The sequence below is a fragment of the Affinundibacterium fentianense genome (genome assembly GCF_018139545.1).
Taxonomy (GTDB): domain Bacteria; phylum Pseudomonadota; class Gammaproteobacteria; order Burkholderiales; family Burkholderiaceae_D; genus Undibacterium; species Undibacterium fentianense.
The window spans coordinates 413,618-427,060 of record NZ_JAGSPJ010000004.1; the positions used below are offsets into that span (position 1 = coordinate 413,618).

Annotated in this window: 11 protein-coding genes; 8 read left to right on the top strand and 3 right to left on the bottom strand. The window is 44.6% G+C overall.

Annotated elements, in window-relative coordinates; genetic code table 11:
* Positions 1–33: 33 nt before the first annotated feature.
* The 5 genes from KDM90_RS11575 to KDM90_RS11595 all read left to right on the top strand — a co-directional run bounded on the left by KDM90_RS11575 (position 34) and on the right by KDM90_RS11595 (position 5,889).
* Positions 34–207, top strand: coding sequence for a hypothetical protein (locus KDM90_RS11575; protein WP_212675756.1), 174 nt, complete (start codon positions 34–36; stop codon positions 205–207).
* Positions 208–622: 415 nt separating this feature from the next.
* A complete protein-coding gene (locus KDM90_RS11580; RefSeq protein WP_212675757.1) occupies positions 623–2,764 on the top strand; it encodes a sensor histidine kinase in 2,142 nt (713 codons plus the stop codon).
* A complete protein-coding gene (locus KDM90_RS11585; RefSeq protein WP_212675758.1) occupies positions 2,709–3,431 on the top strand; it encodes a response regulator in 723 nt (240 codons plus the stop codon). Before KDM90_RS11580 ends, KDM90_RS11585 begins: the two co-directional genes overlap by 56 nt.
* Positions 3,432–3,911: 480 nt before the next feature.
* Complete coding sequence (locus KDM90_RS11590) at positions 3,912–4,337, top strand: hypothetical protein (protein WP_212675759.1); 426 nt, start codon at positions 3,912–3,914, stop codon at positions 4,335–4,337.
* Positions 4,338–4,503: 166 nt separating this feature from the next.
* Positions 4,504–5,889, top strand: coding sequence for an amino acid permease (locus KDM90_RS11595; protein ID WP_212675760.1), 1,386 nt, complete (start codon positions 4,504–4,506; stop codon positions 5,887–5,889).
* A 156-nt stretch (positions 5,890–6,045) separates the two neighbouring features.
* Here the strand turns inward: KDM90_RS11595 and KDM90_RS11600 are convergent, their stop codons facing one another.
* Entirely contained in the window at positions 6,046–6,462 is a 417-nt protein-coding gene (locus tag KDM90_RS11600) for a VOC family protein (RefSeq protein ID WP_212675761.1), read from the bottom strand.
* 269 nt (positions 6,463–6,731) lie between these two features.
* Positions 6,732–7,808, bottom strand: coding sequence for an AraC family transcriptional regulator (locus KDM90_RS11605; RefSeq protein WP_212675762.1), 1,077 nt, complete (start codon positions 7,806–7,808; stop codon positions 6,732–6,734).
* 274 nt (positions 7,809–8,082) lie between these two features.
* On the opposite strand from KDM90_RS11605, the gene KDM90_RS11610 reads away from it, so the two are divergent.
* Positions 8,083–9,609: an amidohydrolase family protein gene (locus tag KDM90_RS11610; protein WP_212675763.1), complete on the top strand. Its 1,527-nt coding sequence runs from the start codon at positions 8,083–8,085 to the stop codon at positions 9,607–9,609.
* Positions 9,610–9,630: 21 nt separating this feature from the next.
* On the opposite strand, the gene KDM90_RS11615 is transcribed toward KDM90_RS11610, so the two are convergent.
* Positions 9,631–10,836 (bottom strand): GGDEF domain-containing protein, encoded by a 1,206-nt coding sequence (locus tag KDM90_RS11615; RefSeq protein ID WP_212675764.1) that lies wholly within the window; start codon positions 10,834–10,836, stop codon positions 9,631–9,633.
* Between the two features lie 347 nt (positions 10,837–11,183).
* Between KDM90_RS11615 and KDM90_RS11620 the strand changes: the two genes are divergently transcribed.
* Positions 11,184–11,417, top strand: coding sequence for a hypothetical protein (locus KDM90_RS11620; protein WP_212675765.1), 234 nt, complete (start codon positions 11,184–11,186; stop codon positions 11,415–11,417).
* Between the two features lie 173 nt (positions 11,418–11,590).
* On the top strand, positions 11,591–13,399 hold the full coding sequence (ggt, locus tag KDM90_RS11625) for a gamma-glutamyltransferase (protein ID WP_212675766.1): 1,809 nt from the start codon (positions 11,591–11,593) through the stop codon (positions 13,397–13,399).
* The last annotated feature ends 44 nt before the right edge of the window (positions 13,400–13,443 follow it).

Here is a 13,443-nt window from a genome sequence, read left to right on the forward strand (position 1 = left end):
ATTTTTCTTCACTCAACAAGGAAAGGAAGCGCAATGCAAACAAAGGATAACGGTGACTGGCTGTCCGCGCAACAAGCGGTACGCCCAGACGGAAGCGAAGTGACCAATCTCTCCCTGATCAACAAAAAATTGCCACCACTCGTTCAGCCCGATGATGTGGCTGTCCAATCAGAACCCGCGGAACCTTTTATGCCATCGAAAAGCTAGTCTTATAGATCCTAGTGTGACCCTATTCTGTTATAGACCAGTCTTGCAATTGATTAATGCCAGTTTGAGATAGGATAGTGTGTTGATCGGGCGTAATGTATCGGTTAGCTACTTCATGATCACACACTTATAAGAACAATTGAGCAGTATCATTCTAGTGCTTTAACCTCATTGGTCTTTCTAAAATGAAAGACCACTTATCCCTATTGGTAAAACCACTTATCGAAATAGGTATTTTTCTTGATTAGCCAAGAGAATGTATCACCGTACAATATTTCCTAGCCAATCGACCGATTTGCTATCCGCAAAACGACTATCCCTTTAACAAATAGTAGGTGATCCTACCTTAGGCTTTGTGTTGCCAATGCTTGATTACCTGAAGAAATTAACCTCACACAGCCTTAGAAAATGTTTGATGGCATTGATTGTTTCAATCGTCACAAGTATCGTTTTTTGCGCTTGTTGGTTGGTTTACCATCAGCCCTCATTCAATGCGTGGGTAAGCTATGAAAAAGGACTGCTCGTAGTCAAAGAGAAGCAAGTGCAATCCTCGTCCAAAGTGCCAAGACTATGGCGTATTCAGCCGTCCAAGCAAGATTTAATTAATCCAATTTTATTCACTCGAGATCCGGATCAATTGACGCGATTCGATGATCAGAATCGATTGTTTTCAGAAAACAGACGACTTGCTGAGCAAATTCAAGCCAATGGTTTTGTTGTCTTCTTTACGGGTGATCAAGATTTTCGGTTAGAGATGCAAAAAAGGACGATCCAAGATATTCCTTGGAATTTCTATTTTCAGGTTGTGTGTGGCGCGCTTGCGCTCTTAATCGGAGGTGCAGTCTGGAGTTTAAACCCACGTTCGATCCAGACAATTACTTTCTTTCTATGTAGTTTGGGCTTCTGTCTTATATCTAATACGTTGGCAGTGTATAGCTCGCGCGAGCTTGTTATGGACACCGACCAGTTTTTTTTCTTAGCTGCGTTGAATCGGTTCGCTACCTATTTATTAGTCTTTTCTGGCACGATTCTGTTTTGGTATTTTCCTCGTCGTCTTCATCAGTTTCCTTTTCCAATATGGATGAGCGTCCTCGGCGGTCTCGCGTATTTCAATGAGCGATGGCAAGTCATCCATATGCCCTTTCACGACTATCAAGCAATCTTTATTTTCGTTGCATTGGTTGTCTTGATGATTGGCATAGCCCAGTGGCGCAAACAACAACTTGATGCTGTAGAGCGAGCCGCGCTTCGGTGGGTCTCTTTTAGTTTTGCTTTCTCGTTTAGTTCGATTGTGCTGTTTTACGTTCTGCCGAATATGCTTGCACCTGAATGGAGTATGAATTTAGATGTCGCATCGCTTTTCGTACTCAGTGTCTTTGTCGGCGTTGCATTGGGAATTTCGCGCTACCGACTGTTTGATTTGGAGCAGTGGTGGTATCAAATTTGGTTGTGGTTCCTTTGTGGCATGCTAATTATTGTTGTTGATTTTGCGATGATGAGCTTGTTGCACTTGGGATCAACAAGTTCTATTACGATGACGATTGTACTAGTCGGATGGTTATATTTCCCGCTACGTCAGCGGCTATTATTGCGTTTCCGCCCGAAGAATGAATCGAAGTTGACGGCTTTATTACCTGTGGGTATTGAGTTCTTGATGAAACCTTATACGCCGCACCAGCTCGAAGTTTTTTGGTTAAGTTTATTGAAAAAAACTTTTAGGCCACTCTCAGTTGAGCTTTCCGACGTTGTTATTCAAAGTGTACAGATTGCGCAGGACGGTGTTGCCCTTTCAGTTCCTCGATTGACGGCAATCGGTCACGTGGAATTGCGAGCGTGTAGTCGAGGGCAACGTTTGTTTAATCGGGACGATTTGAAGTTGACTACGCAATTACTTAGCTTGCTGAAATTTGGACATCAGCAGAATCAAGTTCGACAGCAGTCTGCCTCAAGGGAGCGCGATCGTATCATGCGCGACTTACATGATGAAGTGTGTGCCAACCTATTGACAATGATTCATTGCACAGATGATCTTACTTCTGCGATGGCAAGATCGACACTGCAAAGTTTGCGTGAGACGATCTACAGTTTAAAGGATGATTGTTCCGTCGAGCTGCGAACTTGGTTAAATCAAATGCGTCATGAGTGCATTGATCGATGTGTTGATTTTGATTTGGATTTGGGTTGGCAGGTGGATGGTGCGACAAGTATGTTGTTAAGTGCTCGGCAACAGGTCAATCTTTCACGCATATTGGGCGAAATTTTGACCAATGCATTTAAGCATGCAGATGCAAGTTTTATCCAATTTCACTTTGTTGTTGGGGCGAATCAATTAAGTATCAATGTTGTGGACAACGGTAAGCTAACTCAATTACCCAATTACTTGGGAAACGGTTGGCTTAATCTAAGAAGGCGGTGTGCGGAATTGGATGGTGAGTTGCGTTTTGAAATACAAAGTCCGCACGGTTTAAGAATTAGAATTCAAGTGCCCTTGGAGGAAACAAATGTTAACGGCTCTGATCTTAGAGGATCACAAGGAAACCCGGCAGTTTTTGCTTAAATTAGTACAGGAAGTATTTCCGGACTGTGCCATCCAAACTGCTGAAAATATACATCAAGCAATGCATGCGATTTCGCAACAGTCGTTTTGTTTAGCGATTGTCGACTTAAGTTTGCCAGACGGGAATGGTCTGCAAGTGATACGTCATATACGCTCGACTCAGCAACAGTGCTACGTCGTTGTTGCGACTATTTTTGATGACGAGTCGCATGTATTGGATGCGTTGAAAGCTGGTGCGATGGGGTATCTACTTAAGGATAATCCACGCCCATTTTTGCTCAACGCATTAAGGGGAATAAGCTCGGGACTTCCTCCTGTTTCTGCGTCCATTACCCGTCAAATGATGCGAGCATTGACTGAACAAAGTGGGAAACGGCGACGGAACACCGATATACAAATTGAACCGAAAACTGGCATTCAGGAAATCGAACTGCATCGTCATAGGAAAGAGGATGAAACCCCTTTTCTGAATGGAAGCAATTTATCGTCACGTGAGAAGGAAGTTTTGCGACTGATGGCAAAAGGTTTTAACCGTGCAGAAATTGCTGGTTACCTTGAAATTACGGCTAATACATCGGCCAGTCATATAAAGAGTATTTATCGAAAACTTTGTATTGGTTCACGTGCCGAGGCGGCTTTGTTAGCGAGCAAGATGGGTATCGTTTAAATCAAATGAATGATCCGAATCCCCCGTATGGGGGATTGTTACAAGCTAGTTAAATAAAGGACAATTTCCTTGCGTTAGATGTATAGAAGATTCTAGTTAAATTCATTGGCAAGTTTTGCTGCTTGCCGATGATGATTACTGAAACTGAAAATATCTAATGTTCAATGACTCGTTTGTTGTAATTTCCTCGATATTTCCTCGGCTTTCGGAGAACAGATTTTCTCTCTCCCCTGAACTCTGTTCTCTGCTTTTTTAGGAAAAATTGAGGTGCTAGGTTTGTCTATTTTCCTTTGCGTTATGTAATGTGTAGGCATCTGACACTCCTTTCTAAAGTTGTCAAATTTCGTTCTTGTTGTGTTTATCTTTAAGTATTTTGCCGTTCATTTCGCAGGTTTCCCCCTACCGAAATGAACGGCTTTTTTCGATTAATTGAACGCTGATCAGGTGTTCCTGTAAAGTCAAACTTCCGAGGAATTCGCCGTGAGTTTTGTAAATGAAGTGATTGCTGAAGAGGATCTGGAGAAATACGCTATTCTCGAAATAGATCATCGTCTGCACATGTGCCATTATGAACGTTGGTGGATTCGTGATGCACAGCGCGACATATATTTGCGTTGGATTGATACCGATTGGGAGCATCCAAACAAAAATTACTTTATGTTCTATTGGAAAGGCACGCTATTTCATGTTGCTTTAAGTAGAGATAATCGCGTGACGCTTCTGGGAGAAAGTGAAACGACTTGGAAAGCGTGGTCGTTTTCGAGTAAAGACTATCTGCAAATTCCAATTGAATTGGAGCCTTATCGTGAGGAAGTCACTCGCGATTTAAAAGAGGCTTTAACCACATTTAAAGATTTAGGTCGCTATTCTGTAGTGAGGAAGCATACCGCTGTTATGCGGTTTTAAGCCTAGTTCATCACGACCTAATTGTTTACCCATTACAACGAACTCCTCGAACCTATTTTAATAAGTTCTGTTGTGTTTCCGCGATCCGTGTTTCAAGCGTAATATACTTTTAGGTTTGTCATTGATTGAAATCAATGACTGTTTAAGAGAAAAAACGGGAGAAACAATGGCGCACAACGATGCCAATTTTGCTGCAATTGCGCAAAGAGAGACGGGTTTGCAAAGGCATTTGAGTAAAGCGCAAATGACAATGATCGCTTTGGGTGGTGCGATTGGAACGGGCTTGTTTTTAGGTAGCGGTTTCGCAATAGGATTTGCTGGTCCAAGTGTGTTGCTAAGCTATACGATTGGCGCTCTGATCGCGTTATTGCTCATCGCCTGTTTGGCCGAAATGACCGTCGCGCATCCAGGCGGTGGTTCATTTGGAGCTCTCGCCGAATTTTATATCCATCCTCTGGCAGGCTTCTTGATTCGCTATGCATATTGGGCTGCCAACGTACTTGTGATCGGGACCGAGGTGACAGCGATTGCTTTGTATATGCAATTTTGGTTTCCAAACTCGCCAGGATGGTACTGGATAGTGAGCTTTTCGGTAATCTTAGTGCTCGTGAATGCACTCAGCGTGAAGGTGTTCGGCACGATTGAGTATTGGTTTTCGAGTATTAAAGTGATCGCGATTCTTGCTTTTTTGTTGCTCGGTTCGTATCTCTTATTGATCTCGCCGAAATCGATGGATATTGGCTTTCATCACTACACCGCGCATCAAGGTTTTTTGCCGAAAGGTTGGGCCGGCATGTGGTTAGCCGTGATTGTTGCACTTTTTAGTTTTTTGAGTATAGAAATGATAGCGGTTGCAGCGGGTGAAGCACAGAATCCCGAGCAAGCGATTACAGGAGCCTTTCGCTCCGCTTTGTTTCGACTCGTGACATTTTATTTGTTCAGCTTAGCTTTAATCCTTGCAATCGTGCCGTGGAATCAGGCTGGACGCGAACAAAGTCCATTTGTATTAACTATGCAAGCTCTGCATATCCCAGGAGCCGCGGGGTTCATTAACTTTGTTATTCTGATAGCTGCCTTATCTGCGATGAATAGCCAATTGTATGCCGCTACCAGAATGCTGTTTGGCTTGGCACGGGCTGGTTTTGCTCCGTCAGGTTTAGGTCATTTGAATTCCCAGGGAGCTCCCATTCGCGCACTGGTGTTGTCTTGTCTAGGTATTGCGGTCGCGACGATACTTAGTATTGCCTACCCAGAAAAGGCTTTTTTATTGATGATGGCGATTTCGATGTTTGGAGCCATGTTTACATGGTTAATGATTTTTGTGACGCATTATTTTTTTCGGCGCAAGCAGGCTGCAAATTCACTCGTTGAGTTGAAATTTCGTATGTGGGGGTTTCCTTGGTTGACAGGGATTGGTGCGATTTTGATGTTTGCCCTTATGATCACAACCGCATTCACAGCAGAATTTGCAATGACTTTGGCAACAGGACTTCCGTTTCTATGCGGTTTGGCTGGGGTATATTGGCTTTGGTATCGTAAAGCAAAAATTTAACAATTTCACGTGTCGATTCGCGTCGCTTTTACGACAGAGTAGAATCAAAAAAGTGATAACTATGATCTAGCGAATTCTTAAAATGTAGTGACTCAGTTTAGCAATTTGCAAAGCGGGCAAAATGGCTGAATCAAAGCACTTGTTATTTGGGCTCGCTTAGAACTGCTCATTTTGATTCGACTTGAATCGCCCGATTAAATCCCATTTATTTCCATAAAGATCGAGAAAAACAACCACGGTTCCATATTCTTCTTCGCGCGGTTTTTCAGCAAATCGGACGGAATGAGATGCTAAATGATGATACGTTTCCCAAAAGTCGTCGGTTTCCAGGAAGAGAAAGACTCGCCCTGCACTTTGCCTACCAATTTGTGCGATTTGTTCAGGCGTCGTTGCTTTGGCCAACAAAAGTTTCGCGCCGAATTGGTCCGACGGACCGACTACTAACCAACGTTTATCGGCATGGAGTTGTCGATCTTCGATAACGCTAAAGCCTAGTACTTGAGTAAAGAAAAGGCTGGCCTCATCATAGTCTCGGACGAGAAAACTGACATTGCTGATGATGGAATTGGGCATAAGGGGCTCGAAGTTATTTTAGGCGATTGAGAATGGACTGCATTTTGCATCAGTTTAGACAAAGATAGAAGGTCATCACTTTCAATCAAGTTGGGAATGAGCGAAAAAGGCGGCACACCATCACTTGCAGTAATCGATCTTCTGAACATTCTGAAGTGATCGGACGATAATGAAACGGATATCTAATCTGCTGAAGTCTGTCGAAAAAACTAATCCTGAATCACTCCCTCTGTTCGCTAGCGTTGTGGTGTCGTTGATTTTAGATTTCTTTAACGAGTTGAAAGCTGACTTGAGTTACGATTGGTATCGCGATATGTGGATGGCGACATTCCAGTCACACGTAAAAACTCTTTGTTAAAATTTGATTTACTGCTGAATCCAGATGCTTGCATGATATCAATCATACTCAAATCAGAATTGTTTCTTAATAGCGCTTGTGCTTCCTGTATGCGCAGGTCGTTTAGATATACTGAGAAGCTTTTTCCATAAACTTGGTTGATCGCGTTGGATAGTTGTCGTGCTGGAACTTGTAATTTTTTAGCAGCGTGGGTGAGTGTTATGCCAAATTCTTGTTTGTGAAGTTGTTGGTCTTTGACTAAATTTTCCCACCGGTCAAATATAGAATGCGCAGCATCCGATGCGATTGTGATTGCGCTTAAACCGAGCTTCTGTTCGCCGAATTGATACATCCATTCTAGCCAATCGTGGCGATGTAACGCGGCCAACACAATACTGATGTTAATACAAAAGAAAATCAGACTGGCAACCGATAGGGAATAGGTATTCCTTAATGCAACACCAGATTGCATTTCTAAGTTCACAGCGACTTCCAAGATGATATTGAGCACGGCTAGTAAAAGTAGAATCTTTAGCCAACGATATGCAGGTTTAGCGAACTGATTAAGGTGAGCAAGTGCTTGCTCACCAAGTCTAATTTGGTATCCAATAAGAGCGGTGTAGAGGATGAAACTCGTCAATATCGCGTAGTCAATGAACGCACGTAGCGGTTTGAAAAAAACGATCACGGATAAAATTAAAATGCCAACAAGAAAGTGTAGAAAATCACTTTGACGGAGCGCACCATCCGGTCGAGTCACACATGAAAAATAGACATAAAGGCAAGGACCAATCAACATCGCACAAAATGGGCGGGTCAAAGAAAAAACTGTTGGCATGTCGTTTAACATCGCGACAAGCGCAAAGCTTTGGTGCGCGTAAAGCAAGCAGTTAATCCCAAGCAGACGTTTTGGATTGACCTGCATTGCTTCCATATAAAGTAGCTGAGCTGCCATCAGGACGCATAAAACGGCGTTGGCAATTTGTAAGTGGCTGATGAAAGTGGCCATAGATTTCAACGTGTAGTCGATCGCATCAGCATCATAAACGATGATGCAATCATGATTTCTAAAATATTGAATTGATAAGTCTGAGCGGATCGAGAGGGCACTATCTTCGATTTTTTTGCACTAAATTGGTGCAAAGAGCACGGATTTTGTCATGTTTTTAAGCCGATAGCGTCCCCAAACGTGTTTTTGTCCGTCCTCAATCGTGTTTTCGGTCGCAATTATCAAACATTCTGCGCAGACTAGAGATTCCTCTTTTCGTTATAAGGATTCTACGATGTTGCAAATTCGCCATTTAATGATTCACTCTACTCTGGTACTGACATTGAGTCTATGCGGTGGCTCCGTTAACGCAGAACAGATTTTGATTCAACAGGCTCGCCTAATTCAAGGCGATTCGCCGACTGCCTCAATGCCAATGGATGTCTTGTTAGAAAAGGGAAAAATTGTCGCAATTGCATCGAACTTGAGCCGCAAGACTAGGATGGGAGTACGCTTGATTGACGGAAAGGGGCAATTCCTTATTCCAGGGCTCGTCGATAGTCATGTACATTTGGAGGGCATCCCTGGTTACATGGGGAAACGGGCAGAAGATCAAATGATGCTTGAGCAGGCATTTCAGCAAATGCCACGAAGTTATGCCTATTTCGGATTTACGACCGTTCAAGATTTAACGGGTGATCCTCGATTTATTGCTGAATGGAATAGCGCACCAGCCGGCCCGCAGGCGCATTATTGTTCGCCAGTAACGATCCCAAATGGGTATCCAGCCTCATGGATGGATAAGGAACTACAGTTTCAAGTGCCTGGAACGAAGTACATGCTGTTTGATCCGGCTCAAGCACAGGTCTACCCGACACATTTCCACCCAGAAGCGCATACTCCTGAAGCGGTTGTACGTGCAGCCAAGCAGGACGGGGCCCGTTGTATCAAGGTTTTTTATGAGACCGGCTTTGGTCCGAAGAAAGACTTACCAGTTCCTTCGGTTGAGCTCATTCAAGCTGTCGTCAAACACGCAAAGTTATTAAAATTGCCCGTTTATTTGCATGGTAATTCTCAAGCAGCCTATGAATTTGCACTGAAAACTGGAGTGACAACGCTGGTGCACGGCCTTTGGCATGAAACCAAGCTGGCGAATCAAATTGCCAACCAAACCCGCCTGCAAGAAATAGCAGAAGAAATCGCTCGGGCAGGAATTGCTGTCCAACCAACCATCCAAGTCCTGTATGGCGAGCAAGAAATGACGAATCCGAATTTTTTTCAACATCCAGAACTTGCCAATGTGATGCCAGCTGAACTATTGGATTGGTATCAGACTCCAGCTGGACAAAAGATGGCGCAATTGATTGCCGCCGACTTCGATCCGGCAAACCAAACACCGGCATCGTTGTACAAGACAGTTCAAAGTCGCTACCAACCAGCATTAACCATCGTCAAAAAGATGACCGCTGCACTCAATCGTCAGGGCGCGAAAATTGTTTTTGGGAGTGACACGCCGAGCGGACCTTTTTACACACAATTTCCTGGTGTGAATGGTCGCTGGGAAATGGATCGATGGCTGGAAGCGGGGATGAGCCTATCGCAATTATTCAAAGCACTCACGATAGAAAATGCTAGGGCAATGGATTTGGAAGATACGATTGGGAGTATTGCTGTCGGAAAGCAAGCCGATCTACTATTGCTGCGTGCAAATCCTCTCGAAACACTTGCTGCTTATGATCAGATTTCGTATGTGATACTCCGTGGAAAAGCGCATCAGCGGGAAAGTCTATCCGCAAAATCGATCGGCAAGTCCAATCACTAAGAATTCAACCACAGGCATACTTTAAGGGGTAATTGCCTGTGGTATTGTTGACGAGCCCCGTCGTGTACACGCTTGAATCAGAACGCGATTCCGTCCCGCTCTTTTTGCGGCATACATCGCCTGATCGGCCGTGCTCAGCAAACTCTCAAATTCCTCAATACCTGCGCTCGAATCTGTTACCCCTATACTGACGGTGCAAGTGAGTTTTTTATCGTGCCACGCAATGTCAAGTTGGCTAAATAAAATGCGAATCCGCTCTGCCAAGATATGGGCTTGCTCCGACTGTGTGTTGGGTAAAAGTATACAAAATTCTTCACCGCCATAGCGTGCGATATAGTCATTGGTTCGAACTGCATTCGTCATCAATTGAGCCAATTGACGGAGAACCTCATCACCGGCCAAATGGCCTGACTCGTCGTTAATTCGTTTGAAATGATCGACGTCAATGACCAAGAGAGAAACTGGTAAGTTAGTGCGTTTGCTGTACTGCAGCTCGCGTTGCGCTTGTTTCTCGAAACTACGTCGGTTCAGTAAGCCGGTCAGCGAATCGGTTGTTGCTAATGTGTTCAGTTGATGTGCTAGCCGAAAATTAATCATCAATAAAAATGCGAATGACATCGACATTTGGGCAACGCTCGCAAATAGCAGGACGATAGGTGTCACCCCTGTTGGCGCAAACATACTGACTGAATTGGCGGGGGCTAACATTAAGCCAAGTATGCGCGCGAGTGACAGCAAGGTCATGAGTAACATGGAGCTGCCGGCTAACCAATAAGCGGTTCTTAGAGGCTGTTCAATCCTAATAAATAGTGCTTTTGCACAGAGTAAGTGGACACTTCCAATCAAAACAAAATTGATGATAATGCGGATTTGGGAATCAAAAAATAGAAATCCAAAGATAAATGTATTGAGGAGGACCAACACGCTTAATAACGCGGGAATCCAATAACGACAAGGCTTTCCTTCAAAAGCTTCAATTCCGTTATAAATCAGACCTAGTCCAATTCCAATTAATATCGCGGCTGGTACGGCCAATGCAGGCGGTGGTGGATAACTCATCTGACTGGTAATCGCCAGACCTAGACCTATCATTAAGTCTGCTAAAGCCCATTGACGTACACCTTTGACATTGACCGCTTGCGTTCCAACTAAAGCGAGGATGCCAGCAAACAGCATGCTGAGCACAGACCAAACCAACATGATCGTGCGTGTATCAAGACTTAACATGCGCGTTGGTCCGATCCTTAGGTTGGAAAAATAGCGGGATGCGTGTCAGCAATTTCATGCTGCAAGATAGAAATTAAAAACGAATCTTATCAAGCATTTTATCAAGCCTCGTCACGAAAAATCATGCTCAATTGAAATATTTTGCGCTCGCACAATGCGGGATCGATGCAGAAGTCGTCGATCTGGTGGATTTTAAACTGTCCGCGTCCGCAAGAATCGGACATGTGATCATCAAGATCAGTCAACTTAGGTTGAGAATGTTCTTGTAATTCAATGGCTTATGAAAATGAGAAGCTGGCACAAAATCTGCTCTAGTGGTCTTATGATTGAATATTGGAGTTTTTGCGATGAAAAAGCTATTTCACGGTAAAACGGAGTTACGCCAATTGATTGAGCGTCTATTGACCATCGTTTTTGGAATTATTTGTTTTGTACTAATTGCGCATTATTGGCCCGACGCAACAAATGAACAAACAGCGAACCCAAATCTTCGGCGGGTTCTGATCGTAATGGATGGGGATAAGTTAATCATTCGGCAAACAGTCTATATGTCGACACGATCGACACATCAATTAGTTTAAAACATAGCAGTAACAACAACCTACGAGCGACATCGAAGTTTGTCAGGACAGGCTGCTGCTCAAAAGCGACAGATTCACTCGTAGTGTTTGCCACTAAGTCCACGCTTAGACTAAGGTAGGGAAAGTTTCTGAAAGGCATTCCTATCTCTTACTCCAAGGCGTATCGTTTATCCATGATTGCTCAATTTCCGCATAAAAAAATTCTTTCTCTGACCGTTGTTGTTGGCCTGTGTTTCCATGGCTTGGCAGGTGCGGCTGAGCCCAAAACTCCGCTGGCGCATGGCCGCGGCGGAGCTGTCGCGACTATTAGTGATGCTGCTTCGCATGCGGCTCTAACGATATTGAATCAGGGTGGAAATGCGATTGACGCAGCCGTTGCTGCTGCGGCTACCTTGGGTGTCACGGATCCGTTTAGTTGTGGTATTGGCGGCGGCGGGTTTATGTTGATTTACCTTGCCAAGGAAAAACGCTTTGTCGTGCTAGACCATCGAGAAACGGCACCCGCGAGTGCTAGTGCGGAACTCTTTGTTGAAAACGGCAAAGCTATCGCTTGGGAGGATGCAGTCAGTAGTGGACGTGCTGTCGGTGTACCAGGCACCGTACGTGGGTGGGATGAGGCACTTAAACGTTACGGTAGTATGCAATTTAAACAAGTGCTCGCTCCGGCGATTCAAACCGCTGAACAAGGCTTCAAGATCACCCCGATTTTTCACCACTTGAATGCAGGTGCTGCTCACAAGTTTGCGCTATACAGCTCAAGTAGCGCTTTGTATCTATACCAAGGGAAGCCCCTGCCTGTGGGGCATCACTTCAAAAATCCAGATATTGCTAAAGCTTATCGTGCCATTGCGCAGGGTGGAGCAAATGCGTTTTATCGAGGGCCGATTGCTGATGCTTTGCTCAGTACGGTGAATCACCCACCAGTGCAATCTAATGCAAAAGTTCGTCCGGGTAATATGTCACCAGCAGACTTACTCAATTACGAAGTACGCTTACGTCAACCTGTGCACAGCACCTACCGTGGCTATGATCTATATGGCTTGGGTTTGCCCAGTAGTGGTGGAATGACTGTTGCGCAAGCACTCAACGTGATGGAAAATTTTGATACTAGCCAATTGACAAGGGAGCAGATCGAACATCTCTATCTCGAGGCGGCGCGCCTCGCCTTTGCAGACCGCAATGCTTATATCGGTGATCCCGAGTTTGTTGATGTGCCGGTTCAAGGCTTGCTGAATAAAACCTACGCTCTAGAGCGCGCCCGTTCAATCCGTCTTGATCGGGCTAGTGACAGGAATTTGGTTGCATTGCCCGGTGACCCCTATGTTTTTCAAAGTGATCCTAGCATTCCTTTGCGTCCGCGCGTTTTTGCGAATTCTACTGGATCGCAAATCAAGAAAGAAAGTACGCATACGACGCACCTCACGGTGAGCGACAAAGCAGGGAATATCGTTTCCTATACTTATACGATAGAAGATTGGGGTGGGAACGGGATGGTGGTTCCAGGGTATGGTTTTTTATTGAATAATGAATTAACTGACTTTGATTTCAGTGCTCCGCATCCGAATGTGCCAGAGGCGGGCAAACGTCCTCGTAGTAGTATCGCTCCGGTAATCGCTTTTAAGGATGGAAAGCCCGCATTTACCATTGGGAGTCCAGGCGGTGCAACAATTATTACCACGGTCTTACAGACTATAGTGAATCATATCGATCTAAAGATGGATTTAGCACAAGCACTAGCTCAACCGCGCATGTCTGAGCGGAATGATCGTACCACGCAGGTCGAGCCCGGTTTTATCGGTAGTGGTCAGGCTGCATCTTTAGCCAAATTCGGTCATCAATGGAATGTTGATCTGGCAGATGCTGAAATTGGCGCCGCAAATGCGATCAGTTTCCATTCTGATGGGACAGTGACCGCAATGAGTGAACCAAGACGCCACGGCGTTGGGAGTGCGTTGGTGCAAAGAACATTGAAGAAGAAATAGCCCGCACATCTTTAGTGCGTCAGGTACTTCTGCTTAGCTAACCT

Excerpts from the sequence above, each read along its gene's own strand:
- KDM90_RS11575 (WP_212675756.1), top strand. The coding sequence starts at position 34 with ATGCAAACAAAGGATAACGGTGACTGGCTGTCCGCGCAACAAGCGGTA.
- KDM90_RS11580 (WP_212675757.1), top strand. The coding sequence starts at position 623 with ATGGCATTGATTGTTTCAATCGTCACAAGTATCGTTTTTTGCGCTTGT.
- KDM90_RS11585 (WP_212675758.1), top strand. The coding sequence starts at position 2,709 with ATGTTAACGGCTCTGATCTTAGAGGATCACAAGGAAACCCGGCAGTTT.
- KDM90_RS11595 (WP_212675760.1), top strand. The coding sequence starts at position 4,504 with ATGGCGCACAACGATGCCAATTTTGCTGCAATTGCGCAAAGAGAGACG.
- KDM90_RS11600 (WP_212675761.1), bottom strand. The coding sequence starts at position 6,462 with ATGCCCAATTCCATCATCAGCAATGTCAGTTTTCTCGTCCGAGACTAT.
- KDM90_RS11605 (WP_212675762.1), bottom strand. The coding sequence starts at position 7,808 with ATGGCCACTTTCATCAGCCACTTACAAATTGCCAACGCCGTTTTATGC.
- KDM90_RS11610 (WP_212675763.1), top strand. The coding sequence starts at position 8,083 with ATGTTGCAAATTCGCCATTTAATGATTCACTCTACTCTGGTACTGACA.
- KDM90_RS11615 (WP_212675764.1), bottom strand. The coding sequence starts at position 10,836 with ATGTTAAGTCTTGATACACGCACGATCATGTTGGTTTGGTCTGTGCTC.
- KDM90_RS11620 (WP_212675765.1), top strand. The coding sequence starts at position 11,184 with ATGAAAAAGCTATTTCACGGTAAAACGGAGTTACGCCAATTGATTGAG.
- ggt (WP_212675766.1), top strand. The coding sequence starts at position 11,591 with ATGATTGCTCAATTTCCGCATAAAAAAATTCTTTCTCTGACCGTTGTT.